The sequence below is a fragment of the Chloroflexota bacterium genome, assembly GCA_016219275.1.
Lineage (GTDB): Bacteria > Chloroflexota > Anaerolineae > UBA4142 > UBA4142 > JACRBM01.
In genome coordinates this window covers 15,523-42,131 of sequence record JACRBM010000067.1, presented here as the reverse complement: position 1 = coordinate 42,131, position 26,609 = coordinate 15,523, and the positions used below count along the sequence as shown (strand labels likewise).

Sequence of the window (26,609 nt, the reverse complement as noted above, 5' to 3'; positions counted from 1 at the left end):
AACCAGAAAAGTACCAGTGATTACCCGCAAGTGTGATTGCAGGTCGCTAATTGCGCTTGGTTCGATACGCTTGCCGCGCTTCGCGCGCCGCGCGTTTTTCCGCGCGCCAGGCGCGCTCGAAATCCTCAACCGCGTGCGGTTCGGGTAATAATTCGTCGAACCGCTTCAACCACTCACGCACGTACATCACAGCAAGCATTTCCCTTTGTCGCGCAATCACACCCTCTACATCGCGCAAATCCTTTTCGCGCCTCGCAACGCATTTGTGAATAATGAGATCTTCAGCAGAACACACCCATACAGTTTTTCCGCGTACCAACGTGCATTTCACCGCGCGGCGCAGAAACTCATCTTGGTAACCTGGCACGCCAAACGAAATGTCAACGCCGCGCCCGTTCGACGCAGATAACAACACAACGCGATCTCTCCTGGCGCGCAGGAATGGGTCAATCCCATCGCGCGAAGCAAAGCGACCAAGAAAAAGTTGGACGTAACTCGCGCTTCCTTCGACTAATGGCGCGAGCACCTCAACATCCACATCCGCCGTGAAACGCGGTACGCCCCAGTGTTGAACTGCCAATCCACCAATAATCGCGTACGGAATTTTCTGCTCGGTGAGAAATTGATGAATTTCCCACGCCGCTTCATGCAAAGGAATCATCGTTTTTTCATCCGCCGTACGATTTGTGCGAACGGTCGTTGTGCGCGGATCGTCTCCGCAATCCGCAAACGTTCGATCGCTTTCAGATTACCGCCCGCGCGCGCACCGCCATGCTCCCATGCTTTGCACAATTCGATAAACATCGCGCGCGCTTCTTTCTCGGTCAGCTGCGACACCCAGGCGCGTTCTTCAACCGCAGTAAATCGGTTGACCGACTTGTATCCGCGTACTATTTGCCGCACAATTCGCTTGTTCAGCTTTTGCTTCATACGTTTATTCTACCTTAATCCACGCAAAAATCAAACCGCGTCCGCCGCAACGAAAATAGCGAACGAGCATTCTCACTCGTTCGCCATTCATCATCCCAGAGTTTGACTTCAATTTACAATAACAACTGCGCCAAGTCGTAAATCGTTTCGATCACATGATCCGCGCTCGAATCGCCGCCCGTCTTTTGCCACGCTTGCGGACTCGCGAGCCATGCCGTTTGCATGCCCAGTTTTTTCGCCGGGACGAGGTTGCGCGCGGTATCGTCAATCATCAAGCATTCATCCGCGCGCACCGGCAACGCGGCGATCACCTTGTCGTACGCAAACTGGGTCGGCTTGCTTTGATACTCGATAAAGTTGATGTCAAAGATGTTGGCGAAATGCCGCTCGACGCCGAGCGCACTCAACACGCGCCGCGCATAATCCGCCGGCGCATTCGTAAAGACGCTTTTCGTTTGCGATAGTTGCGCGAGCATCGCGTCGAGACGCGCATCGGGACGCAGATACTGCGCAATATGAATGTCGTGAACGAACGCCAGAAATTCCTGCGGGTCAATGCGCCGCTCGATGTACAACCCGCGCAGCGTCGTGCCGTACCGTTCCCAGTAATCTTGCCGTTGGCGCGCCACATCCGCGCGCGGAATACCCAGCCGTTCCACCATGAACACGTTCATCCGTGCGCTGATTTCGCCCATCATCCCAGCAGAAGTCGGGTAAAGCGTATCGTCGAGATCGAACAGAATGTAGCGAATCACCTTTTCCGTAATCCTCATTTCCTTCATTTCCTTCACTTCCCTCATTTCCTTATTGGGAAATCAAGGGAAATGATGGAAACAAGGGAACTCATTTCTCGGCGCGCGCCGCGAGATAAATGCCGACGAGAATCAACGCGCCGCCGATTAATTTGATCGGGTCGGGCATCTGGTTCAACAATGGAATCGCGAGCAAGGTCGCGCCAATCGGCTCGGCGAGAATCGTGACGGTGATGAACGTCGCCGACAAGTACTTGAGCGCATAGTTGTACGATGAGTGACCGATGAGTTGCGGTCCTGCCGCGAGCAACGCAACGAGCGCGTACGCTTGCCACGCGTATCCGAACATAGGCACCTGCATCGCCAGCGCGAGCGCGAGCAAAACGATGGCGGCGGTCGTGTACACAATACTTATGTAACCGATGAGCGAGAGCTGTTTGCGTAGTCGTCGCCCGATGAGCAAATAACCGGACACGGTCACAGCGCCCGCAAGCGCGAGCAAATCGCCTTGCAGCGATTCCGCGCCCGCGCCGCCCAGGTCGCTCAAGCCGATAAGCGCGCCGCCCAGCATCGCAATCACGATGCCGATGATCGTGCCGCGTCGCAACGATTCCCGCAAAATCAAAACGGATGCGAGCGCGACGAACAAGGGATTGGTGCTCACGAACACGACCGAACTCATCACCGACGTGTAATCGAGCGACGAAATCCAAAAGGCAAAGTGCAACGCGAGCGAAACGCCGGAAAGAATCGCGAGCGCGAGTTCACGCGGCGCAAGCGCGCGCCACTCGCCGCGCGCCCGCGCGAGCGCGAACGGTGACAGTGCGAGCGATGCCAGCGTGAGCCGCCACGCGGCAATCGCGACAGCCGGCATCCCTTCGGCGCGCGCGAACGAAATTAAAATCGCCGCCGAAGAGACGGCGAGCATACCGATGGCGAGAGCAAGGTAAGGACGCATGGGGAATTTCAGATTTATGATTTATGATTTCTGATTTGGGAGAGGAACTGGGAGAGTGGAAAATTGTCTACCCGGATCGCGATGATTGAATGTCCAAACCGTGCGCCCATTTCGCGCCCGCTTTGCGCGCGCTTTCCGCCAAACGCGCAGCCGTCGTCCAAAATTCTGCATCCAACGATTCGGCTAACGCGAGATATGCCGCGTCATAAGCAACAACTTGATGAATGCGGTTTGCCCACTCGAGCGCTTGGCGATGCAATTCTAATGTCGGCGGAATTTGCTGAATGCCTAACGCCATAATTTCTTTCTACGCGGATTCGGCGCGTTCTGGTGTAAGCCATTTTGTCGCAACGGCTTTACGCAAACTCGCGACCACTTCATAACTCCACAATGTTGGCGCGACTAATTCTGTGCTGTCCTTGACCCAGATTGCGAATTGCCGGTGCGCTTGCTCCGAGTACGCTAACGGCATTACCAATGCTAACGCGATGTTGGCGTCCACGACGATTTTCATAATGTGTGCCACCGTTCCGCGATTTGCCGTTCGCGTTCGCTTCGAGTTTCCGCGAGCAGGTCACCGAAATATAATCCGTGTTCGCGATAGACACGCGCGCGAATTCGCGCGAGCCGTTCGAGCGCTTGTTGCGGACGCGGAGTTTGTGTTTGCATTTGCACCAAGCCCAAACGAACGACCTGGCGCAAAACATCCGCGACCGCGCGACCTTCGCGATGCGCTAATTGCGCGAGCGTGCGGCGTTGCTCCGGTTCTAACGCGATATTCGTGCGATACCGTCGTTCAGCCATTTTGATTCTCCTGTCTTCTGAAAAAATTTTGCCCGCCACACTATACAACATTCCGCGCCGTTCGCCAAGCCGAAACCCGACCAGCACTCGATTGATTTGATTTCCAAGTTTGTCCTGCCCCAATCAGTGACTTGAAGGGGGCAGGACGATTGGCTATTTGCCCGGCGCGTAACGAACCGCGCCGGACGGGAAGCGCTGGCGCTCACTTTCCTGGCATGCGTGGCGTGTCCGTGAACGCGCCACATTCTGGCTGGAAAGGCGGATCGTGATCGGGCGCAACGAAAACCAACGTTGTTGTTGAAGTTAGTGGGTTCGTTGTTGTTGCGGTTAGCCGCGCGCGTGTTGTTACTGTTGTTGTTCCACGCGCCGCCGCGCAGGACGCGTTGCGCTGTCCAGTGTCCCCATACCGCAAATCAGTGATTTGCGCTACAGCATTAGGTGAGCGATATTGTTTTGAGCCAGCCGCCTAACAAACGTCCAATTTCAACGAGCGCATCGGCGGCGAAATGATACTGTTGCGGCGTCAAGCGTTTGCGCGCGTGCGCCATGCGAATGTAGAATCGTAGTTTGTCCAATTCCAAATCAGCTTGGAGCAACACGGTGCGCGGTTGGCGCGTCCGCGTCGCGCGGATGAGCGTTTCGTGAAACGTGAACGCCGTGTCCTCGATCCGGCGCGCGAGCCGAAACCGCTCGACCTTGGGAAATTTTTCGGTGCGATCCATCAGCCACACGATCAAATCGAACGTCTTGGTAAAAATCGGCGATTGGGCGCGCGTAGTTTCATCCATTCGTCACTCCCACGCATCCCAGGACAAGCCCGCGGCGGTCAATACCGCGCGGCGCAAACCCCACGTATCGCCGTGCCGCGCGTGATTGATCCAGCCGTTCAAACTCGCCTCGAGTTCTCTAGTTTCGATTTCGCCAGCGAACCAACGTTCGGCGAGCGTTTTGAGTCGGCGTTGAAACGCGATGCCGTTGCGCCGCTTGAGCCGGCGATGATCCAGGAAAACGTGAAAACCCAGGAACGGCAAGCCGGTGGCGACCGGGCGCGGTTGCGCGCGCGTTTCGTGCAGAGTCAAACGTAAACCTTGCAAGAACTCGATGATCGCTTGACGCCACGCGAGCAACGTGCGCGAGTCATCCGCAAAGAGAACGAGATCATCCACATAGCGCAGATACGCCGCGCATTTAAGCGTGCGCTTGATGTGCTGGTCGAGTCCGTTCAAGTACACATTCGCCCAGAACTGGCTGGTGAGATTGCCGATCGGCAAACCGCGCAGACGTTGCGCCGCAAATAGATCGTCGCCCGGAAAATAAACCATCGTGTACTCTCGCGCTTGCACGTGCGCGCCGCTTACCAGGATTTGATCAATCAAACGCATCACGTCGGGGTCGCCGATGGTGCGCGCGAGAACGGCGCGCAAAATTTGATGATCCACCGACGGAAAAAATTGGCGCACGTCGCAATGCATCACATACCGGTAACGCCGCATAAAGTCCGTGCACCGATCCAACGCGCGATGCGTGCCCTTGTCCTTGCGATTCGCGTAACTGTCGAAAATGAATTGCCGTTCGAACAACGGCGCGATGATGTTCATCAAGGCGTGATGGACGACGCGGTCGCGGAACGGCGCGGCGCTGATGAGCCGGCGTTTGGGACGCCCGATGATAAAGTTGTGGTACGCGCCGGGTGTGTACGTTTGCGCGGTCAATTCTTTGTGCAACAGCCACATTTGTTCTTCGAGATCGAACTCGAACGCGGCAACGCTGAGATGCATCCGCTTGCCGCGCGCGGCTTGCTCGAACGCGCGCCAGAGATTGGTGGAATGGCAGACCTGCTGGTAGAGGTTGTAAAAAATTTTGCCCATTGTCCGATTTGCCCTACAAAAAAATTTTCGCTGGGGGGCACAGCCCCCCAGCCCCCCCGCTTCAGAATTCCAGAAATTCAGAACCCAGGATCCCAGGATCAGGGTGAGCGGGCGCAACGAAAACCAAAGTGGCTGTAGAAGTTAGAGGGTTCGTTGAGGTGGCGGCTAGCCGCGCGCGTGAGGTCACTGTAGAAGTACCACGCGCCGCCGCGCAGGACGCGTAATTGTCCGGAACTCGGTCCCATTGGATTGTTGCGCGGCGAGCTCGCGTAATATTTTCCATCGTACCAATCCGCAACCCATTCCCACACATTGCCCGCGAGATCCATTATACCGTAAGGACTCGCACCTGACGAATACGCGCCAACCTGGGTTGTGTCTCCTTTGGCACCATCTGAAGAATTCAATTTGCTTGCGTCGAACACGCCAACCCACGGATAAATTTGTCCATCCGTCCCGCGCGCAGATTTTTCCCATTCCGCCTCCGTCGGCAAACGTTTGCCCGCCCATTCGCAGTACGTCCTGGCTTGATCCCAGTTCACGTAAATCACCGGGTAATTGTTGTACTGCGCGTTGCCAAAGTACGCATCGCGCGTGTACGATTTTGTTTCACTCGGTCGCGAACATTTTCCGGCATCCACGCATTTTTTGTACAGCGCGTTTGTTACCTCAAACTTGTCCATCCAAAACGCGTCGAGATAAACCGTGTGAACTGGTTTTTCATCGTCGTAATCGTTGCTCCCCATCGTAAACTCGCCCGCTGACACAAACTGTATCGGCGCGTTGTCGGGCGGAGAGGTAGTTGTGTCACCGGCGCGCGGGGTCGGCGTGGCAATTACGCGCGGTGTTGCGGTCGGCTGTGGCAGTGGACTCGGCGCGGGAACAGTCGGCGCGCGCGTAACAACCTGGGTTGCCGTTGGAGTTGAAGTTGAAATTGGCGAGGGCGTGTCCGTTGGCGCGGCAGTCGGTGGGGGCGCGCTAACCTGGGTCGGCTTTGGCGTTGGGCTATTGATCACCGCGTTCACGCCAAGCGCGATCAAGATGCACACTCCAACAATTCCCACAATACTCGCCCCCACCGGAACGAGCCAGTTCGGAAGTGATAACGTTTGCGGTGTGCTGGATTGCGGCTGAATCATATTCATCATTGGGAATGGCTTGGCGCGCACGCCGAACCCGTTGACCAGCATCACATTCAACGCGTGGTGATACGTTGGCTCATCGCGCCAATTCCCGAAATCCACATAGAGCAAATGGCGCAAGCGCGATGGCACTTTACATTTTTCCGCGATCACCGGCATTATGCGCGGGCGTTCGTTGCGCGTCGCGTCGCGGCTCAGCGTAATCGCGATGTCAATTTCCCAATCGCACCAGGGCGATGCCAGCGCGGCGGGCGACAGCACCGGGATATACACATCGCACTCTTCCAACCCATGCTCAATGCGCGACGGAATACTTTCGCCCGGGCGAATCGAGCGTTCATCGAGAAAACCGTCCAAACCGCTCGCGTGCAAATCGTCGCACAATTTTTTGGCGAACGTAATGTCGTTCCACGAATGAGTGATAAAAAAGCGCGTCGGATTCGACATTGCGCCTCCGTTGCTCAATTTCAAATTACGATTTCTGATTTAGGATCTCGGTGAGCAAGTCAAGATCAATATTTCCCCCACTCAACACAACTGCGACGCGCTTGCCGAGCAAATTCGTTTTGCGCGCGAGCAACGCGGCGATGCCGACCGCGCCCGAACCTTCGACGACGATTTGCTGGGTCTCGACCAAGGCGCGAATCGCCGCGCGCGTTTCCGTTTCTTCGACGATGATCACATCGTCCACGAATTTTTGCGCGACCTCGAAACAGATTTTCCCGATGCCGCCGGCAAGTCCATCGCAAATCGTCGGCGCGGGCGCGTACTCTGCGTAACATTTGCCGTCGCGCAACGAATCGCGCAACGCGGGCGACGCCGCGGGCTGCACGCCGATCACCTGAACGCGCGGCGCGATTGCTTTGACCGCAATCGCGATGCCGGCGATGAGTCCGCCGCCACCGACCGGCACAAGAATCGCGTCCACGTCCGGCAAATCTTGTAGGATCCCCAAGCCAATCGTGCCGTGTCCGGCAACGACGCGCGGATCGTCGTACGCGCTGATGAACGTCGCGCCGGTCTCGCGTTGAAAGGTTTCCGCCGCGTGATGCGCGTCGTCGTACGTGTCGCCGACAAGCCACACCTCAACGGGGTACTGGCGCAGTTTATCCAATTTCGTACGTGGCGCGGTGCGTGGCATAAAAATCGTTGCGGGCGCGATGCCGAAAATACGCGCGGCGAGTCCGACGCCCTGCGCGTGATTGCCCGCGCTCGCCGTCACGATCCCGCGCGCGCGATCCGCGTCGCTCAACTGCGCGAGAATGTTGATCGCGCCGCGCGGCTTGAACGAGCCGGTCACTTGCCAGTTTTCAAGTTTGAGAACCACGGACGCGCCGACACGTTCGCTCAATAAAAACGCGTCGCGCAATGGCGTTCGGAAAATGTGGGGCGCGATTGTTTTCTGGGCGTGGAATATATCTTGAATGGTAATCATCGGAGACATTGTAATTGATATTGAGTCAAATTCAAAATTCAAAATTCGAAATGCTCTCGGACACAGCGATTTTTGAATTACGAATTACGAATTACGATTTTCCCAATTCTGTGCTAGAATACCTGTGATGCCAATTCACATTCTCTCCGACGACCTAGCCGCAAAAATCGCGGCGGGTGAAGTGATCGAGCGTCCGGCATCCGTCGTCAAAGAACTCGTGGACAATTCGATTGACGCCGGCGCGCGCGAAATCAAAATCGAAATTCGCGGCGGCGGACAACGCTTGATTCGCGTCGCGGATGACGGCAACGGAATTCCGGCGAACGAGGTCGCCACCGCATTCGCGCGTCATGCGACGAGCAAGCTCGATTCTGCCGACGATCTGTTTCGCATTCAGACGCTCGGCTTTCGCGGCGAAGCATTGCCCTCGATTGCCGCGGTCGCGCGCGTCGCGCTCATCACGCGCGCGCGCGGCGAAGATGCCGGGACGCAGATTCGGATTGACGGCAGCAAGCTGCTCGATCAACACGCGCAAGGCGCGCCGCAAGGCACGATCATCACCGTCGAGGATTTGTTTCGCCACGTGCCCGCGCGGCTCAAGTTTTTGAAAACACCCGCGACTGAAGCCGCGCACATTGCCGATCTCGTCAACGCGTACGCGCTCGCGTTTCCACACTTGCGTTTCTCGCTCGTCAACGACGACCGCTTGGTGTTTCAAGCGCCGGGCACCGGAAAAATGTTTGATGCGTTGGTTAAAGTGCTGGGCAGTGAAATTGCAAATCAGATGTTAGAAGTTGGAAATTGGAAATTGGAAGATGGAAACCCGCGCGCGGATTCCAATTTCCAACCTCCAACCTCCAACCTCCAAGTCTCCGGCTTTGCCTCACCCCCCAGCATCAACCGCGCGACGCGCAAACTGATGTTGTTCTTTGTGAATCATCGTTGGGTGCAAGACCGCGCGCTGCAACACGCAGTTATCGAAGCGTACCACACCGCGTTGATGGTTGGGCGCGCGCCGATCGCGGTGCTCGACATCCTCGTGCCGCCGGACGCGGTGGACGTGAACGTGCATCCGACAAAAAGCCAGGTGCGTTTTCGCGATTCGCACGCGGTTTTTCTCGCGGTGCAGCGCGCCGTGCGAACCGTGCTCGCCGCACACGCGCCGATTCCGACGATCACGATTCCGCCGTCGCCGAATTTCGCGCCGACGCCAACCGAAACGCAACTCGCAATTGATTTGCAGCGTCCGTTGGCGACCGCCGACTACCGACCGCCGACCGCCGACTATCCAACTCAATTACCTAACTACCCAACTATCCAACCAACTAAACTACCAATGTTGCGCGTCCTGGGTCAAATTCTTTCGACGTACATTATCGCCGAAGGCGCGGACGGCTTGTACTTGATTGACCAACACGCCGCGCACGAACGCGTGCTGTACGAACAACTCTCGGCGGAACGTGCGAGCGCGACGATGGCGACCCAGGAATTGCTCGACCCCGCCGCGCTGCAACTCACGCCCGCGCAACTCGGCGCGCTCGAAACGCATCGCGACGCGCTCGCGTCGGTCGGCTTTCGCATCGAGCCGTTCGGCAATCAGACGATTCTGTTGCGCGCGATTCCCGCCGCGATGAAACGCCGCGAGCCGACGACAACGCTCATCGAAATTCTGGACGAGTTGGAACAAGGCGAACAGCCGCTCGAAAAATCTGCCGAGGCGCGTCTCATCACGAGCGTGTGCAAAAGCATCGCGGTCAAAGGCGGGCAAGTGTTGTCGCTCGAAGAGATGCGCGAACTGATTCGCCGCCTAGAACAAACGACCGCGCCGCGTACTTGTCCGCACGGACGCCCGACAATGATTCAGTTGAATGCCGCGCTGTTGGAACGCGAATTTGGGAGAAAGTGAGTTCCCTCATTTCCCCAGTTCTCTCAGTTCCCTTATTTCCTTCTGTTCCCTATTTGGAAACGAGGGAACTGAGGGAACTGAGGGAACCGGGGAATTTGAGACACCTGGAGGAAACATGGAACACCGCCGACCCAGTTTGATCGGACCACTCATCTTGATTACGTTTGGTGTGTTGCTGTTGCTTTCGAATCTCGGCTACCTGCCGCTTTCGATTTGGCAGATCGCCGCGCAGTACTGGCCCATCATCTTGATCTTGATCGGCATCGAGATTTTATTCGGACGCCGATCCTGGATTGGAGGGCTGGTCGTCCTCGCGCTATGGATCGCGGTGATCGCGGGAATCGTGTGGCTCGCCATGTCCGGGAGCGCGTTACTTCCGTTGAGCGCGATGGTGAGCGAGCAGTTGAGCGAGCCGCTCGGCGACATCAAGAGCGCGACGATTGATTTGAATGCGGGCGCGTCCATAGTGTTTGTCACCGCATCGAGTTCGGACACCAGCGACTTGATGTCCGGCAAGTTCAGTCATCGCGAAGGAATCAAGATCACCAAAACATATAATGTGACAGACAGCAACGGGCGACTCGTTCTCAAAGAGGAAGGCAACCCGGCGATGTTCATCGGCGCGAGCAATGGTCGCTGGGATGTCGCGCTGTATCCGCAAATTCCGCTGACACTGCGCGTGAATAGTGGAATCGGCACAGTGAATTTGGATTTGAGCGCGCTGAATGTGACAATGCTCGACGTGAACGGCGGCGTCGGTTCGCTCATCGTAACGACACCACAAGCCGGCGCGACGACGATGAAGATCAACGGCGGCGTCGGCAACGTCGTCGTCACGATTCCAGCCGGCGTTGCCGCGCGCATTCGCGTGGATAGCGGCTTGGGCGGAGTTAACGTAGATCAAACGCGTTTCATCAAGTCGGATAAAATTTATCAGAGCGCGGATTACGCAAGCGCGACGAACAAAATTGATATTGATGTGAACGGCGGCGTCGGGAGTGTAACGATTCGATAAAACAAACGACCTGGCAGATGCGAGTCTGCCAGGTCGTTTTCTTTACGCTGTTTCCTTCGCGAAAATCCTCTGCAAAATAGCGATCGCGGTCGCGTAGGTCGGGTCCATGCCATAGTACGACGGATGCACCGCGCCCAGGTTCTTGCCTTTGCTGTACGGCGTGTCCGACGCGTAATGCAAAATACCGATGTCGAGATCGGTTTGGTACAGGCGCACGATTTCGTTGACCGGATGCCGCTTGGGGTACGTCATCTCATAAATCGCAGACAAGTACGGTCCCGCTTCCATCTCAATGTCGGTGTATCCCTCGCGATAGAACAACTCCATGAACCGGCGATTCTGCAGGAAGGTACCCTTGACGCTGATGGCTTTTTGATTGTCGAGCACCGAGCCAAAGACGAGGTACGGCGCGACATCGCTCGCGGAGAAGCAGTTGTTGAACAGGTACGTGTTCTGCGAGTGCTCGTCGTACACCACGTTCGGAATGATCACATCGCCGATGCGTCCGTTCAGCGTCGCCGCCTTGCCCAACAAGTAGATGCCCTTGACCTGGTCCACGTTGCGCGAGACTTCGGACAAGATTTGGTACGCCGCGAGTCCCAACGGATAATCAATGTTGAAAATGATCGCGCGGCTGTCGCGCAATTTCTCGATGCCGGGTACCTGCAAACGCGCGTCGAGCCGCGCCGGGATGAGCCGATTCAGTTCGACGATTTGCGCGTCCACGTCGAGAAAGCGTTCGCTGACAAAGTAACTCAACCCCACTGCGCGTTCCGCTTGCTGTTTGCGCGCGAGCATTGCGTCGTTTTCCGGATCGGCGAGAAATTTCTTGAGCACATAGTACAAAAAGTTTTCGCGACTGCTCTTGGTTTCCGCCGCGCGAATCGCTTCGTATTCGCGCAAGAGATTTTCGTGTCGCCGATCCTCGATGTACGCGATCAAGTCGCGTTCGTGCTCTTGCGCGAAACCGGAAACCAAATTGGGGAGACTGTGTGTGTTGCTCGACACGAAATACACCGGTCTGCCCGCGATCAACTTGGCGGCGTCGGACGCGACATTGTTCCACCAGTGCCGCGTCGCCTTGCGATAATCCAGGAGCGAACCCGCCAGCAAACGCAAATCGAAATGCTTGTCCGTCGTCGCGATGGCTTGCAAATTCGCAAGCAACGCGCCGCCCCAGATATTTTCGAGCGTCTGCCAATCGCTCTGTGAAATTCGCAAATCGCGCGCGAACGCTTCGCGCTCCGCGGACGTGAACACCCCATCGCGCGCGTGGATCGCATTCAGCCGCGCGCCTGCGTCGCTCCACTGCAGCAAGTCGTGCAATTTGTTCCATTCGATCTCAAACGCGGTGAGAATCGGAATCAGGTCGTCAATATCGGACGCGCTCGCGATGAACGCGGCGAGCGTTTCCTTGCCATCGAAATACAACTTGCGTCGCCGTCCCGGCGCGCTGACCTCTTCCCATTCCTCGATCACGTTCACCCAACCCGCCTTATCGAACACATCGTCCGATTGTCCCAGCAATACAAGTTGCGCGTCCTTGATGCACGCGGGCAAACGCAACGTGCAATAGACGAACGCCGCCATGTCCGGATATTCTTCGCGCGCGTGCGTGTGCAGCGACGAATCCATCTGCGTGTGCGTTTCGACGAGCGACCGAATGTGAATCACGCCGCTCGACCGCAACAGTGAGTAGTACGTCCGCATGTACAATTCGATATCTTCACTTGCCGAGGAAGGAATTCCACGATCCATAATCTCTCCAACTGTTCAGCCGCAGAAACCAGGTTTCTCGCCTTCGGCGGAAACCTGGTTTCTAGAGGCGACTAGATTGTGCCCTTCTTAGTTGCTCGTTTGCTGTCGCTCTTTCAACCACGCGTACAACCAGGTTGGCTCGCCGGTCACGCGGGTTGCATAGTACCACACGAGCGCGAGCGATTCGCGCGCGGTGTACCACACGCGCGTTGGCAATGTCGTGTACGACGGACTCGCGCGCGCGCCGGAACCTGTCGCGTTCAATCCCAGGTCGCGCGCCAGTGTTTCTGCGCGCAGGATGTGAAACGGATCGCTCACGATGATCGCGGTGCGCCACCCGCGCGCCTCCATCAACGCTTTCGAGTTGCGCAAGTTCTCTTCGGTAGAATGCGATTGGTCTTCGAGCACGATGGCTTGTGCCGGCACGCCTGCCCGTACTGCAATGCGTTGCATCACCTCGGCTTCGCTCGGTGGATTTTTGCCCAGCCCGCCGGAAAAAATCAGGCGCGGCGCGTACCCAGCTTGATACAGCGCAATCGCGTGCCGCGTGCGCGCATCGAGCGAAGGACTGGCGCGTTCACCTTGCCACACCGCCGAGCCGAGCACGATAATCGCGTCGGCAGAACGCACCGTGTCAGTTTGTGCGCGCATATCCACTTGAACGTACAGCCATGCCAATCCGCCGACGACGATCAACGCGCACACCGCAATGAATTTGCGCCAGCGCATCGGCAAACGAAAGCGAGAGAAAGTCATTGTCCCCATTCTGGAACGCATCATACAACGCGACGCGGCGAGTGTCAACCAAGTTTACGCGACCCGCCTTGACGCGGCGCGCGCAACGATGCTATAATCCCAGCGTAATTACACCACAAAGTAAGCGGCACAGTCCCGTGATGACCGCGGCGACAAAGCAGACACCATTTTTCTCGGACAGTCCGTTCATCGCGACTGTCCGTTTGTCTTTCAGGGAGGAACACATGGGCAAGGCATGGTGGGACGATCTACCGAAAGCCGTGGGCGGAGACGCGATCATCGCGAACATCGGCGCGGGCGCGCATGGCGTCGCCGTCGGCAAGAACATTCAGCAGACCTTGATCGCGACCCTGGGTGCGCCGACCCCGGGCGATAAAGAAATCATCGAGAAAAAATTTGCGGAACTGTCCGACTCGGTCGGCAAGTTGGGCAGCCAAGTGGATGTGAACACCAAAAAGATGGCGGAGTTTCAAGTGAAACTCTTGCAAGGCGAGTTGACCAAGACCGGCGAAAAAGAAACGCCGAGCGCGAGCACGATCACCCAGGTCGGCGATTGGCTGCTCGACAATGTGCCGCAGATCGCCGAGACCGTCGTCGGTTTATTCGCGACGCCGGCGGTGGGCAAGGTTGTCGGCAAAGCCGGCGAGATCGCCATCAATTGGGCGAAAGACCGGCTAGGCAAGGCAAGCGCATCCGCGTGATCGGCGAAAGGTAATCCATTGTCCGAACAAAAACCGGGTTGGCTCGCGCGGTTGCGCGAACGATTCACGCGTACAAGCGGCGACACGATCATCGCGAACGTCGGCGAAGGCGCGCGCGATGTCGTCGTCGGCAAAAATATCCGCGTCGTCAAAATCGGTACGCTCGTCATTCCCGCCGTGCCGGTGTTTGTCGGCGTGGTCGCGTTCATCGTGTTGAGCGCGCTCGGCGCGTACGCCTACTTGGTGCCGGACAAGATGCCGCCCGGCTTGTTCAACATCGCGGTTGCGGAATTCGGCGAGCTGGGCGCGAACCAACGCGTGACCGTCACCGCGAACTCACAAATCTCCAGTCGTCTCGTCTTCACGACCCTGCGCGATGAATTATTGCCGCTGGGTCTGGGTCTGCAAGGACCGTTCAAACCGGTCGTGTGGCACGACAGCATGTTCCCCACACAAATTCGCGCGCGCATCCCGCTCGTCGCCGGCAACACACCCGACGCGCGCCAGGACGCGGCGAAAACGCTGGCGACCCAACTTAGCGCAAAAATGATCGTGTACGGCACATTGCAGACCGATCAACTCCCTCCCAGTTTCATTCCCGAGTTCTACGTCGCGCCGCTGACCGGCGAAGCGGACGAGATCGTCGGGCGGTACCAATTCGGCTCGCCGATCCCAATGCCCCTGTCGTCTGAAAAAGGCAGCACGTGGGCGGACAGTCTCGCGTTGAACAAGACGTTTATCGCGCGGCGACAGGCGCTCGCGCAAATCGCGTTCGGATTCACTTTCGACCTGCGCGGCGATCACCAGGACGCGCTCACGCACTTTCAAGAGGCGTTACGCATTCTCCAGGGTACGGACAATCGCGCGGGCGAAGAAGCGGTGTACTATTTCATCGGGCGCGAGTATCTTTTCCTTGCGAACAAAAAGAATGCCGAGTCGCCGAACGCCGCGAACGAGATCGAACAATTTCTCGCACAAGCCCAAGCGGCGTTCGAGCAATCGCGCGCGAAAAATGAATCGTACGCGCGCGCCCATTTCGGCTTGGGCGGCGTGAATCGTTTGCGCGCGTTGCGTCAACCGGCGGCGCAACGCATCGAGCAACCGGCATTTCTCACGCGCGCGTTCGAGGAGTACGACCTCGCGCTGAAATTCGCGGCGCAAGCGAACGAAGAACAAACACAGATCAAACTCCGGCTCGCGCTCGGCACCGCGCATTTTTTGCAAGCCGAAGCGTACTTGCACAAATTCGATTGGGCAAAAGCGATCAGTGCGTTCGACGACGCGATTCAGCGCACGGCGACCGAATTGCCGAACCTTAAGGATCAGCCGCGCTCGCTCGGCGAGGCATACCTCACGCTTGGCAATGCGTACTATGAACGCGGCATCGCGCAACAACAGACCGGCGACAAGACCGCGAGCGCGGCGTCGTTCAAGCAAGCGATCGAGCAGTACGGGAAATGCGTGGACTTGAAAATTTTCGATCCGACCTTGGTGCAAGGCGCGGTCGTTTTTTGCGAACGTTATCGCGCGGACGTGCAGAACGCGCTGAACAAACCGTAAGACGTTATTTGGGAATTCAGCCAACCTGGCGAAGGTTTAACCGATCTGCCTTCGCAAGGTTTTTCGAGGAGTGGCGCAATGAGACACGCGATTGGTTTAGCGATACTCGGTGTGCTGTTGCTAGTGGGCGCGTGCGCGCCGCCGCAACCAGTCGTCATCGTCGTGACCGCGACACCACCGCCGCCGACTGCGACGCCGTTCGTGATCATCATCACGGCAACACCCGCGCCCGCTACTGAGACTCCGCCTCCCACAGCGACCCAGCCCGCGGCGGCGACGGCGCTGCCAACCCAGACACTCGTTCCGCCAACCGCCACGCCGAACATTCCAACGAAAGCGCCGCCGCCGCCGCCGCCGCCGCCAACCGCCACACCGTTCCTGCCGCAACTCGCCGTGTTCGATCAGGGCGGCGGAAACATGGATGTGTATTTGTTCGGCGGACAAACAGGCAAGTTTTTGAATTTTCGCGCGGTCGCGTGCGCGCCGAACTGCAACAATCGTCCCGATGGACGCGATGTAAACAATGTGTACTTTACCGTGTTTCGTCGCACACCGCAAAATACGTTGCAGTGGGTTTTCGACAGCGAGGAACAGAACGCGCCGTTCTGTATCTTTGGCGGTTCGAACCAATGTCCGTACTTGAACATCAGCGATCCGAATGTGAAATGGCCTGGGACGAATACCGTCATTGCGAATGGGGATTACGTTTTGCGCGTGGAGGCGAACGGCAAAAACAACGCTACGTGGAATGGGCGCGCGAATTTCAAAGTCAACCGATAAAGAAACCTGGCAGGTTTTAGAAACCTGCCAGGTTTTCATTTCTGCTTGGCTTTTTCTACCAGCTCGAACAACTTGTTCAACGCTTCGAGCGGCGACAGGGAAAGCACGTCGAGTTCCGCAAGTTCCTCGCGCAACGGATCGGTTTGCGCGAAGAGCGCAAGTTGCATTCCCACGCCGGCGCGCGTTGGCGTCTCTTCGTGCTGCGCTTCGAGTTCCTGCAACACTTGTTCCGCGCGATGCACCACCGCTTTCGGAATCCCCGCGAGTTGCGCGACATGAATGCCGTACGATTTGTCTGCGCCGCCGCGCACGATCTTGTGCAGAAACACCACGCGCCCGCCCTGCTCCAACACGCCGACGTTGTAATTCCGCACACGCGGCAAGTACGTTTCGAGTTCGATCAGTTCGTGATAGTGCGTTGCGAACAAGGTTTTCGATCCCAGGTTGGGATGATTGTGGATGTGCTCGACAATCGCGCGCGCAATCGCGATGCCATCGTACGTGCTCGTGCCGCGTCCGATCTCGTCGAGGATGATGAGCGATTGGCGCGTGCTGTGCGTGAGAATGTTCGCGGCTTCGACCATCTCGACCATGAACGTGGACTGCCCCGCCGCGATTTCGTCCTGCGCGCCGATGCGCGTAAAAATCCGATCCACCAAACCGATCGTCGCGGATTCGGCGGGCACGAACGAGCCGATCTGCGCCATCAACGTGATGAGCGCGACCTGGCGCAGGAACGTGGACTTGCCGGACATGTTCGGACCGGTGATGATGTGAATCGCTTCGTCGTTCGACAATCGCGTATCGTTCGGCACGAACGGCTCATCGCGCAACGTCAGCTCGACGACGGGGTGACGTCCCGCGACAATGTGAATCGCGTCGTCGCGCGTCAACTGCGGACGCGCGTAGCGATAGCGCATCGCCACCTCGGCGAGCGACGCGTACACGTCGAGTTCCGCCAGCGCACGCGCGGTCGCGAGCAAACGCGACGCCGCGCCGGCAATGTGCGCGCACACTTCCTTGAACAGCGTCGTCTCCAATTCGACGAGGCGTTCTTCCGCGTTGAGAATCAGCGACTCGTACTCTTTGAGATCGGGCGTGATGTAGCGTTCCGCATTCGCGAGCGTTTGCTTGCGAATGTACTCCGCCGGCGCTTGCGGTACGTTCGACGTCGTGATCTCGATGTAATAGCCGAAGACTTTGTTGTAGCCGACCTTGAGCGAACGAATGCCGGTGCGTTCGCGTTCCTGGCGTTCAAGATTCGCAACCCAGTCTTTGGCGTTGCGCGATGCGCTCGCGATGCCGTCGAGTTCGGTCGAGTAGCCCGGCGCGATGACGCCACCATTGTTCAGATTCGCCGGCGGCTCGGCGACGAGCGCGCGCGCGATGAGGTTGATGAGGTCGGGGCAGGGATCAATTGCGAATTGCGAATTGCGAATTGCGGATGGGTGTTCTGCCCCCCTGCTCCCCTGCTCCCCTGCTGTTTGTTCCAGCAACTGCAATAGTTTGGGTCCAACTTCCAGACTCGCGCGAATCGCGACCACATCGCGCGGCGTGGCGATGCCTTGCGCAACGCGATTCGTCAGACGTTCGAGGTCGCTCACGCGCTTGAGCAAATCGCGTAGAGATTCGCGGCGCGCGGTATCGCGATAAAACGCGTCCACGTGATCGAGCCGCGCGTTGAGCACATCGAGATCGAGGAGTGGTTGGGTGAGCCACTCGCGCAGCAAACGACCGCCCATCGCGGTGCGCGTTTCGTCGAGCACGCCGAGGAGCGACCCTTTGACGTTGCCGCCGCGAATCGTCGCGACGAGTTCGAGGTTGCGCCGCGTGGATGGATCGAGCGTCATGAACGATTGCGTCGAGTACGTCTTGAACGTGACGAGTTGAGCGAGCGCGGTTTTTTGATTGTCCTGCAAGTACTGGACGATCATGCCCGCCGCGCGCGTCGCGTATGGCATCGCGCCGAGTCCAAACCCCTCGAGCGACGCGACATGAAAATGATCGAGCAGCGTTTGCCGCGCAGAATCTAAATCTGGAGTGTGGTAGTTGGTGATTGGCAATTGGTTATTTCCAACTTCCAATTTCCAAACTCCAACTTCCAACAACAATTCCGCCGGGTGGAGACGATCCAACTCTTGGCGCGCGTCGCGCGCGTACACTTCGGTCGCGGCAAATGCGCCGGTCGTGATGTCGGCGTACGCGATGCCGGCGCGGTCTGGGCTGGCGACGAGCGCGGCGAGATAGTTGTTACGTTTCTCTTCGAGCAAGTTCGGCTCGACGACGGTGCCTGGCGTGACGACGCGCGTCACTGCACGAGTTTCTAAAGTACGCCCTGGAATTCCTTCAACTTTTTGCTGATCCCCAGTCTGCTCTACAATCGCAACCTTGTGACCCGCCTGAATGAGCTTGGCAAGGTACGATTCGACTGCGTGATACGGCACGCCGGCGAGCGGCACGCGATTGCCCGTACCCATGTCGCGCCCGGTCAGCACGATGTTACAAACGCTCGCAACCGTTTTAGCATCGTCGTCGAACGTCTCGTAAAAATCGCCGAGACGAAACATTACAAGCGTGTCGGGGAATTGTTGTTTGATGCGGAGATACTGTTGGCGAAGAGGAGTTGTCATCGGCGGCAATAATAATGCAATTCGTCAGACCTGACAAGTACGCTAATCTTCTGAACGGAAAATCAAAAGCCCGCGCGAAACCAATTCTGCGCGGGCTTTTGTCTGCATCGTGACTCTCGCGAAAATACCGCGTTATCAACGATCCAACTGAACAGGCGATGCTCGAACCTCGGGTACATTTCATCCCGCAACCATCTCCATGCCTCCAGCTTTCTCTATGCCTTTCATTTTTTCCATTTCATCTTTGATATTCAGGGTGACGAGCGCCACGACTGCAGTCGCCAGGACGAGGAGAGCCACGTACCAGAACATCATGCGGTAGGCGTCAATATTTGCTTTTAGTCCCATCAAGACCATAGCTTGGCCCCGCAGCAAGGGATTGACGGTGTTGACGATGCTGTACCTCGAAAGCGCGATCACACTGTCTTCCGCCGCGCCAGTGAGCATCGCGGAGAACGCCGCGATCCCAAACGCGCCGCCGAGATTCTGGACGAGCATCAAAACCGACGAGGCGACTCCGACCTCTTTAGTCGGCACGACGGCAGGAATGATGCTCATACGCTGCGCCATACCCAAGCCAAAACCGAAAGTTAGAATACTCAAGGACAATATCAAATCCAAGGCGGTAGAACGCGGATCGAGCGTCATCGCCAAAAGCAGCGGACCCAGTGCGCCAATCAGTGAACTGATTGCCAAGACGTACTTGATCCGTACTTTTCCGATAAATCGCGATCCGATGCCCGTGCCAAGTATCATAGCGAAAACCATCGGGATGAACATGTAGCCCGTCTCCTTCGCGCTAAAACCAAGAAAGGTCTGCGCGAAAACCGGGATTAGAAAGATTCCGACATTGATTTCCACTGCAACGAGAAAATTGTTGACCAGCGCGCTGTCGAACGCTTCGATCTTAAAGAACTTGAAATCCACGATCGGATCGGGATGGTTTCGGTCAATCCGGTAAAAGATGAATCCAAAGACTGCGACCGTCAAGTAAGCCAGGAGACTGTTGGTAGAGAGCCAGCCCCAATCGCTGCCCTTGTCTATCACCAAGACCAAAGCCGCCAGCGCAGTCCCAAGCGCGATCGCGCCGCCAAGGTCAAACTGCTTGGTGGGCTGCTCCGAAACCGATTCCTTGATAAAAACCAGCGCCATCGCGATCCCGATCAACCCGATCGGCAAATTGATGTAAAACACCGACCGCCAACCAAAGGTATCGATCAGCAAGCCGCCGACCAAGGGACCGAGTACCGCGCCGCCCACGCCCGCACCCGCCGCCCAGATCCCCAACGCGGTTGCGCGCTCTTTCACGTCCGTAAACGTCACGGCAATGATCGCCATCGCGGTCGGATAGTCCGCCGAACTGGCGACGGCTTGGATCACGCGGAACACGAGCATCGAACTCAGGTTCCACGCCATGCCGGCGAGCATCGAACCAGCGACGAAAACTATAAAGCCGAAAAGGTAAACCCTTTTCCTGCCGATCGTGTCGCCCAACTTGCCCCACACCGGCACCAAAATCGAATTGGCAAGAATGTACGCCGTGGCGATCCACGCCGCGTCTTGCACCGTGATTGAAAACTCGCTCATAACCTTGGGGATGGCGAGGTTGACGACGACTTGGTCGAGTCTGCCGAGCGCCGTCGCAATGATGACGGTGAGAAGCACCATCCAGCGCAAGGAATCTTGTGCGCTCGGTATTTTTTGGTTTTCCATCAGTTCCCTCAGTTCCTTTATTTCCCTCTGATTGCATTATTTGGACACCCACATCTTTGCCGACATGCCGTTCTTCAATTCGGGATAGGCGCTTACGTCGAACGCCGCGGTCACGGAGAAGATGCTCTGTTGTCTTTTATCGGAGATGCTGAACACGACGTTCCCTTGGTCTGCCGCGGCAGCAACTCGCTCGATCGTGCCCTGATATTCTTTCGAACCATAAGCATCTACCGTGAACATGACTTTTTGCCCCACCCGGATGTCACTCAGTCCCTGGTCTTCTTGAATGTGACCGATGACGCGGAGCTGATTCGGATCGTACATCTGAACGATGGCAGTCTGGCTGCCTGCAAATTGCCCAGGCGTGTTTTGGATCATGGTGATAATGCCGGGCGCGCGGGCGCTCGTGACGCGGTCGCCTACGTTGAAAAGTTGCTGACCGACAGAAACGCGATCCCCTTCTTTCACAAAGAGCGCCTTGAGAATTCCTGCGGTTTCGGGTCCCACGGAAATGACCGGCGCTGAAATCCCAGATTTCTCGATATAGACCTTGCTCTGCGCGTCTTGCCAATATCGGAATCCGGCGAGCAGACCGATCACACCCAGGACGAGAACTATGCCGACGACCAGAGGATTTTTCGCGAGAACGCGCGAGACATTTTTCTTTTCACTAGCGACATGCAGCAGTGAAGCCTGCCCCGTATCTACTTGCGCTTCTTTGAGTTGAACATTCTCAATCATTTTGATATCCTCCCTTCAGATTTGGCTAAATGGATTACCCTACTGGTTCTGCAGCAGAATTTGCGCCGTCGCGCTCAAACCGGGACGCAGCGGGACATCGCTCGAATCAACGTCAATCGTCACGGGAACGTTGGTGACGCCTGCGGTTGTCGCCGCCAGCCAGCCGATCCGCGACACTTTCCCGGTGACCGTTTTCCCTTTGAACGCATCCGGTACAATCATCACGACTTGCCCGACCTGAATCTGTCCAAGAAAAATCTGATCCAGATTGCCTTGCAGTTGAAGATGAGTGAGATCGGCAAGCGTCGCAATGGGCGTGGTGGGTCCGACCGTTTCACCAGCGTGCGGTCCGATCCAAATCACCGTGCCATCGAACGGCGCGGTGAGCGTCGCGTTCGTGACTTGTTGCTGCGCGAGAGCGAGCGCGGCTTTCGCTTGATCGACTTGCGCCTGCGCGGCGGCGATGTTATCGGCTGTCGGTGCAAGTCGCGCGCGCGCGGCTTGTGCCTGTTGCAGTTGTGCCTGCGCCGTGGCGAGTTCCACGTCGGTTGGATGAGTCGCTGCATCGTTAGCTGTCGCCAACGCTGCCTTGTAGTTGTTCGTTGCTTGCTGCAGCGTGGCAGATTGGGGCGTCATCGCGATGAATGGATTGCTCGCCCCACCGATCCGGTCGTAAGCGGCTTGCGCTTGATCCACGGTGGCTTTGGCATTCTCGGCTTGCGCCTTGAGCATGACAAGCTGATTTGCGGTTGGACCGGCGCGGACTTTGTCGTAGTTCTTTTGCGCGGCGTCAAGCACCGCCTGCGCGGCTGCGATATCAGCATCGTTGGCGGGCGATTTTGCTTGACTCAGGCGCGCCTGCGCGCCCGCGAACGCGGCTTGGGCATGGAGGACCGCTAATTGCAGGTCAACCGTATCCAGCAGCGCAAGCGTATCCCCTTTCTTGACCGTTGCGCCTTCCTGGACACTCAGTTCGGTGATGCGCCCGCCGCCCTTGAACGTCAGCGCCGCCTGATTGGGCGCAACAAACATTCCCATCACTTGAATAGTCATCGGCGAAACTGCCGTAGGTTGCGCGACCGGCAGTTGATTCGCCGGAGTTGTACTTGTTGGTGTGGGTTGCGTCGCTGTGGAAGCGCTAACGGACAGAGATTGACAGCCAACAGTCAGAAGTGTGACTCCCAGCACGATGATTGTTAATGTTGCCACCAACCTGGTTTTGCGATTGAACATATTCACCTCCAAGATTTCCTATCTGGACTCATGCTTCTGTTTCGAGTGCTCGCTTCAACTTATCGAGATTGGATTCCAATTGACGTTTGAGCTCTTGCGTGGCAACCGGTTCGGCGAGTTTCAAGAACCCTTTCGGATCTAACTCGCCCAACATGCCCAGTCGCGTACCCCCCTCGACCGACTCAAAGGAGTAGGCGAGTCGCATCGTCATTGGTCTCGCGATGGTTTTCATCGCAAACGATTTGTTCGGCTGAAGGTCTGTGATCTCCAAGTTCGATTCGACACATTGTCCCAAGAACAGGCGCACCATTGTCACCCGTGTTCCCACCCTCACCGGACCAGGAGTTATCTCTTTCATTTCAACTGTTCCTAACTGCCACCGAGCAAGATTCGGCAAGTCTGTCATAAATGCGAAAACTTGATCGACCGGGCGGCTTAGCGTAATGCTGCGTTCAATTCGCATCATTTCAAAACCGCCATTCGCAGAGTCCAAACGTTGAATTGAGATCAGCGTCAGACCGAGATCGCGTATTTTGCCGATTACTCCAAAGAGCGCGGGCTGATCCACCATCACACCGCGAAGGATCGTTCCGGTGGATTCGGCGACGTGGACGATCTCCAGATCGCCGAACCATGTCGCCCGACGATCATCGAGCTGCTCAGCCACTCGGATTTCGTAATGCGTGGGGCAATCCATACGTCTCTCTTTCTGCGTTCAGTTTACGGATTTTGGGGTTGAGTGTCATCAGGTAAATGGTTGAGCCGGAGTATGAATGTAGAGATGAAGCGATCGAACTAAAGTATGAGTCAAACCGAGCCCTCGAACTGGGGAAAAACAAAAAGCCCGGAAGGTTGCTTGAGGCAACAACCTTCCGGGTCTAAACGGGTTAACTGATTACAGCAACTTGCGCTCGCGCGCACGCACGAGAGCTTGCGTGCGACTGCTAACACCTAACTTGCCGTAGATATTGTAGACGTGGGACTTGACGGTGCTCAGAGTCACAACGAGCCGCTCGGCAATTTCCTGATTAGTCAGTCCTTCCGCGATCAGCCGGAGCACTGCCAGTTCGCGCTCGCTCAAAGGATTGATGATTTCAGATTTCAGATCTGAGATTTCAGATTCAGGGTTTGGTTGCAGTTCAGCGACAGGAGGAAATGCTGCCAAGAGTTTGTCAGCGTACTTTGCGAGCCGTTCCTTTTCGCTTTTCTCTCCGATCTCAAGTCTGAATTCTGAAATCTGAATTCGCATCGGTTCGCCCAGATCCACAAACGTCCGGACGTACCCCTGCGGTTCCGCGAGCGAGAGAGCGCGGATCAATGCGGTCGTTGCCTGCGCCGCGTCGCCCTGCCCATGCCGCGCGAGCGCCAACAGTGCGGATGCCTCGACCAAGGTACCGATCTCTACGTCGGCTTGCGCGCGTTCGCATAAAACTTGAAGCGAAAGCGCGGCTCGCTCAAATTCGCGCTGCACGATCAGCACCCGCGCGCGGGCGAGGACGACCGCATGAGCCTTAAATGCAAATGGTTGCTCGATGTTCAAGCAGGTTTGATCGTCGGTTTGAAATTCGCCCACGATCCGCGCGGCATCGTCCACGCGGTTCTGCGCAATGAGCAAGCGCACCTGTCGCGCGTGAACGAACTGCACTTCCATGCTGATTTCACGTTCGCGCAAAGGCAGCGCGGCTTTTTCAAGCAACTCGGACGCGCCAGTAGGATCGCCTTGCGCGTGTTTGATCTGCGACAAGAGAACGAGGGCATAGGATTCAAATTCCTCGTTGTGCCATGCGCGACAAATCTCGACTCCCTGCGTGGCGTGCTGCGTCGCCGCGCTGAGTTCATTCCATTCGTAAAGCAAATCCGCCAAATGGACATGGAGGAACCCAAGAACCACTCTCCAGGGGCTATCCGCCGCGACGGCATGTGTCATTTCGAGTCCACGGCAACAAGCGTCGGTTGCATCGCGGAGTAAGCCAGCTGCAATTTGCAGCATGACGATCACCACCGTGAGATAGGCAGGAACAATCACATCGAACCCGGCTTGAAGATTGGCGAGAGGCGCGCTCGAATTTCTTGACGATTCCAATTTGGCTTGCAGCGATTCAATGGTACGCGGCAAATCGGTGCGGTAGAAACTAATGACGGTTTGCAGCAAATCGGCGATTCCGCGCGTCTGCACGTCGAGGCGCGCATTATCTACTTGCGCCAAGTGCGCGCTCGCCAGCTCGATTTTGCCAGCGCTGGTGAGGGCGGCGGCGTGGCAAAGAGATAAGAGGGGACGCTGGCGAACCAATTCGTCAGGCACTCGCGCAATCCATTCGACTATCGTTGCATCTTCGCCGTGCAAAAGCATCCCTAGTCCGGCTTGTTCGATCAGGTGCGTGGCGCGATCAAAATCCGGTGCGGCAAGCGCGTGGTCAATGGCTTCAATGACGAATCCGTTTTGCTCGTACCACGCACTGGCGCGACGGTGCAATTCCGGGATTTGCTCGGCGCGCGATTCCCGCAAACGACTTTGCAATAGATCGTCAAAGAGGTGATGATAGCGATACCATTGTCGCGCATCGTCGAGTGGAACCACAAAGAGATTTGCCTTCTCCAGTCGCGCCAGCGTTTGCGTGCCATCGTTCCGCCCGGTCACCGCATCGCTCAATCCGCCGTTCATCTGATCCAGGATGGACGTTTGCAGCAGAAAATTCTGAATCTCGGGCGTTTGTCTCTGCAGGACTTCTTCCGCCAGGTAATCCAAGACGAAACGATGACTGCCCGTAAACGCGCTGACGAACGCGGCAATGTCCTGACGCCCTTGCATCGAGAGCGCCGCGAGTTGCAGCCCCGCGATCCACCCTTCGGCGCGTGCGTCCAACGCGGCAACCTGTTCCGCCGTCAGCCCCAGCCCCATCTGTTGATTGAGAAATGTTGTCGCTTCGTCAGCCGAAAAACGCAAGTCGGGCGCGCGTAGTTCGATCAATTGACTGTGCGCGCGCAGCCGCGCGAGCGGCAGCGGCGGATCGGCGCGCGTGGCGACGACAAGATGCAGCGGCGACGGAAGATGATCGAGCAAAAATGTTATCGCTTCGTGAATCGTTTGCGCCTCGATCAGGTGATAATCATCGAGGACTAGAACGAACGCGCGCGGATTCACCGCGAGGTCGTTGCACAGGAGCGTCATCACCGATTCCAACTGTGGCACCCGTCGCGTATCGAGTCGGTTGAGCGCGCGTCTGCCGACATCGGCTTGTACGGTTTCGAGCGCGGCGATCAGGTATGCCAAAAAGCGCGCGAGGTCGTTGTCGCGTTCGTCAAGCGATAACCAAGCCGCCGTCTGAGACTGTTGCTCCAGCCACGTGGTGACCAACGTCGTCTTGCCAAAACCGGGCGGCGCAGAGATAAGCGTGAGAGGACGCGTCAGCCCTTCGTTCAGTTTTTCGATCAATCGCGGGCGAGCGACGAGGTTAGGACGCACCGGAGGAATATGCAGTTTGGTCGTGAGGAGAGGACTTGGCATTCTCGTAGCTCGCTGTCCCGATCATTATGTGTCGGGATTGATGGTGTGCACAACTTCGCGCGGCATCAAGCCGTTCACCACGTCGCCGGTCTGCTCGACAATCGCGACCTTGTGCCCGGCTTGAATCAGTTTGGCGAGGTACGATTCGACCGCATGATACGGCACGCCGGCAAGCGGCACGCGCGCGCCAGTACCCATATCGCGCCCAGTCAGCACGATGTTGCAAACGATCGCAACCGTTTTAGCATCGTCGTCGAACGTCTCGTAAAAATCGCCGAGACGAAACATCACAAGCGTGTCGGGGAATTGTTGTTTGATGCGGAGATACTGTTGGCGAAGAGGAGTGGTCATCGGCGGCAATAATAACGCAAATTGACATGACAAGCAAATGCGGGCTTGACACTCCTAGGGCTTGGTCAAAG

26 protein-coding genes are annotated in these 26,609 nt (G+C 57.0%); 5 read left to right on the top strand and 21 right to left on the bottom strand.

Going from position 1 to position 26,609, the window contains the following annotated elements; genetic code table 11:
* Positions 1 to 46: 46 nt before the first annotated feature.
* From HY868_19030 to HY868_18975, 12 genes are all read right to left on the bottom strand, one after another.
* Positions 47 to 661, bottom strand: coding sequence for a hypothetical protein (locus HY868_19030; GenBank protein ID MBI5304234.1), 615 nt, complete (start codon positions 659 to 661; stop codon positions 47 to 49).
* Positions 658 to 930 carry a hypothetical protein gene (locus tag HY868_19025; protein ID MBI5304233.1) on the bottom strand — a complete coding sequence of 91 codons (273 nt, stop codon included), beginning with the start codon at positions 928 to 930 and terminating at the stop codon, positions 658 to 660. Before HY868_19025 ends, HY868_19030 begins: the two co-directional genes overlap by 4 nt.
* A 113-nt stretch (positions 931 to 1,043) precedes the next feature.
* The gene (locus HY868_19020; GenBank protein MBI5304232.1) at positions 1,044 to 1,712 is read right to left on the bottom strand and encodes a pyrimidine 5'-nucleotidase; all 669 of its coding nucleotides are present in this window, start codon (positions 1,710 to 1,712) and stop codon (positions 1,044 to 1,046) included.
* Between the two features lie 61 nt (positions 1,713 to 1,773).
* On the bottom strand, positions 1,774 to 2,640 hold the full coding sequence (locus HY868_19015; protein MBI5304231.1) for a DMT family transporter: 867 nt from the start codon (positions 2,638 to 2,640) through the stop codon (positions 1,774 to 1,776).
* A 67-nt stretch (positions 2,641 to 2,707) separates the two neighbouring features.
* Complete coding sequence (locus HY868_19010; protein MBI5304230.1) at positions 2,708 to 2,938, bottom strand: hypothetical protein; 231 nt, start codon at positions 2,936 to 2,938, stop codon at positions 2,708 to 2,710.
* Between the two features lie 9 nt (positions 2,939 to 2,947).
* Positions 2,948 to 3,154 carry a hypothetical protein gene (locus HY868_19005; protein MBI5304229.1) on the bottom strand — a complete coding sequence of 69 codons (207 nt, stop codon included), beginning with the start codon at positions 3,152 to 3,154 and terminating at the stop codon, positions 2,948 to 2,950.
* Positions 3,151 to 3,444 (bottom strand): hypothetical protein, encoded by a 294-nt coding sequence (locus tag HY868_19000; protein MBI5304228.1) that lies wholly within the window; start codon positions 3,442 to 3,444, stop codon positions 3,151 to 3,153. Before HY868_19000 ends, HY868_19005 begins: the two co-directional genes overlap by 4 nt.
* Complete coding sequence (locus HY868_18995; GenBank protein ID MBI5304227.1) at positions 3,408 to 3,821, bottom strand: hypothetical protein; 414 nt, start codon at positions 3,819 to 3,821, stop codon at positions 3,408 to 3,410. The genes HY868_19000 and HY868_18995 overlap by 37 nt, the downstream gene beginning before the upstream one ends.
* A gap of 57 nt (positions 3,822 to 3,878) precedes the next feature.
* Entirely contained in the window at positions 3,879 to 4,232 is a 354-nt protein-coding gene (gene avd / locus HY868_18990; protein MBI5304226.1) for a diversity-generating retroelement protein Avd, read from the bottom strand.
* 3 nt (positions 4,233 to 4,235) lie between these two features.
* Positions 4,236 to 5,312, bottom strand: a complete 1,077-nt coding sequence (locus tag HY868_18985; protein ID MBI5304225.1) for an RNA-dependent DNA polymerase — start codon at positions 5,310 to 5,312, stop codon at positions 4,236 to 4,238.
* Positions 5,313 to 5,410: 98 nt separating this feature from the next.
* A complete protein-coding gene (locus HY868_18980; protein ID MBI5304224.1) occupies positions 5,411 to 6,901 on the bottom strand; it encodes an SUMF1/EgtB/PvdO family nonheme iron enzyme in 1,491 nt (496 codons plus the stop codon).
* Positions 6,902 to 6,926: 25 nt separating this feature from the next.
* Positions 6,927 to 7,889, bottom strand: a complete 963-nt coding sequence (locus HY868_18975; GenBank protein MBI5304223.1) for a pyridoxal-phosphate dependent enzyme — start codon at positions 7,887 to 7,889, stop codon at positions 6,927 to 6,929.
* Between the two features lie 127 nt (positions 7,890 to 8,016).
* On the opposite strand from HY868_18975, the gene mutL reads away from it, so the two are divergent.
* Positions 8,017 to 9,795 carry a DNA mismatch repair endonuclease MutL gene (mutL, locus tag HY868_18970; GenBank protein MBI5304222.1) on the top strand — a complete coding sequence of 593 codons (1,779 nt, stop codon included), beginning with the start codon at positions 8,017 to 8,019 and terminating at the stop codon, positions 9,793 to 9,795.
* A 115-nt stretch (positions 9,796 to 9,910) separates the two neighbouring features.
* Complete coding sequence (locus HY868_18965) at positions 9,911 to 10,810, top strand: hypothetical protein (GenBank protein ID MBI5304221.1); 900 nt, start codon at positions 9,911 to 9,913, stop codon at positions 10,808 to 10,810.
* 42 nt (positions 10,811 to 10,852) lie between these two features.
* Here HY868_18965 and HY868_18960 read toward each other — a convergent pair whose 3' ends face one another.
* Both HY868_18960 and HY868_18955 read right to left on the bottom strand, forming a co-directional pair.
* Positions 10,853 to 12,568 (bottom strand): hypothetical protein, encoded by a 1,716-nt coding sequence (locus tag HY868_18960; protein MBI5304220.1) that lies wholly within the window; start codon positions 12,566 to 12,568, stop codon positions 10,853 to 10,855.
* A gap of 87 nt (positions 12,569 to 12,655) precedes the next feature.
* The gene (locus HY868_18955; protein ID MBI5304219.1) at positions 12,656 to 13,324 is read right to left on the bottom strand and encodes a YdcF family protein; all 669 of its coding nucleotides are present in this window, start codon (positions 13,322 to 13,324) and stop codon (positions 12,656 to 12,658) included.
* A gap of 224 nt (positions 13,325 to 13,548) precedes the next feature.
* On the opposite strand from HY868_18955, the gene HY868_18950 reads away from it, so the two are divergent.
* The 3 genes from HY868_18950 to HY868_18940 all read left to right on the top strand — a co-directional run bounded on the left by HY868_18950 (position 13,549) and on the right by HY868_18940 (position 16,365).
* Positions 13,549 to 14,025 carry a hypothetical protein gene (locus tag HY868_18950; GenBank protein ID MBI5304218.1) on the top strand — a complete coding sequence of 159 codons (477 nt, stop codon included), beginning with the start codon at positions 13,549 to 13,551 and terminating at the stop codon, positions 14,023 to 14,025.
* An 18-nt stretch (positions 14,026 to 14,043) separates the two neighbouring features.
* Positions 14,044 to 15,585, top strand: a complete 1,542-nt coding sequence (locus tag HY868_18945) for a hypothetical protein (GenBank protein ID MBI5304217.1) — start codon at positions 14,044 to 14,046, stop codon at positions 15,583 to 15,585.
* 78 nt (positions 15,586 to 15,663) lie between these two features.
* On the top strand, positions 15,664 to 16,365 hold the full coding sequence (locus HY868_18940; protein MBI5304216.1) for a hypothetical protein: 702 nt from the start codon (positions 15,664 to 15,666) through the stop codon (positions 16,363 to 16,365).
* 35 nt (positions 16,366 to 16,400) lie between these two features.
* Here HY868_18940 and mutS read toward each other — a convergent pair whose 3' ends face one another.
* From mutS to HY868_18905, 7 genes are all read right to left on the bottom strand, one after another.
* Positions 16,401 to 18,995: a DNA mismatch repair protein MutS gene (gene mutS / locus HY868_18935; protein ID MBI5304215.1), complete on the bottom strand. Its 2,595-nt coding sequence runs from the start codon at positions 18,993 to 18,995 to the stop codon at positions 16,401 to 16,403.
* Between the two features lie 180 nt (positions 18,996 to 19,175).
* Positions 19,176 to 20,708 carry a DHA2 family efflux MFS transporter permease subunit gene (locus HY868_18930; protein MBI5304214.1) on the bottom strand — a complete coding sequence of 511 codons (1,533 nt, stop codon included), beginning with the start codon at positions 20,706 to 20,708 and terminating at the stop codon, positions 19,176 to 19,178.
* Between the two features lie 36 nt (positions 20,709 to 20,744).
* Entirely contained in the window at positions 20,745 to 21,449 is a 705-nt protein-coding gene (locus HY868_18925; protein MBI5304213.1) for an HlyD family efflux transporter periplasmic adaptor subunit, read from the bottom strand.
* 39 nt (positions 21,450 to 21,488) lie between these two features.
* Positions 21,489 to 22,682, bottom strand: coding sequence for an efflux RND transporter periplasmic adaptor subunit (locus tag HY868_18920; GenBank protein MBI5304212.1), 1,194 nt, complete (start codon positions 22,680 to 22,682; stop codon positions 21,489 to 21,491).
* Positions 22,683 to 22,710: 28 nt separating this feature from the next.
* Positions 22,711 to 23,349 (bottom strand): SRPBCC family protein, encoded by a 639-nt coding sequence (locus HY868_18915; GenBank protein ID MBI5304211.1) that lies wholly within the window; start codon positions 23,347 to 23,349, stop codon positions 22,711 to 22,713.
* A 228-nt stretch (positions 23,350 to 23,577) separates the two neighbouring features.
* On the bottom strand, positions 23,578 to 26,187 hold the full coding sequence (locus HY868_18910; protein ID MBI5304210.1) for an AAA family ATPase: 2,610 nt from the start codon (positions 26,185 to 26,187) through the stop codon (positions 23,578 to 23,580).
* Between the two features lie 24 nt (positions 26,188 to 26,211).
* Positions 26,212 to 26,538, bottom strand: a complete 327-nt coding sequence (locus HY868_18905; protein MBI5304209.1) for a hypothetical protein — start codon at positions 26,536 to 26,538, stop codon at positions 26,212 to 26,214.
* Positions 26,539 to 26,609: the final 71 nt, after the last annotated feature.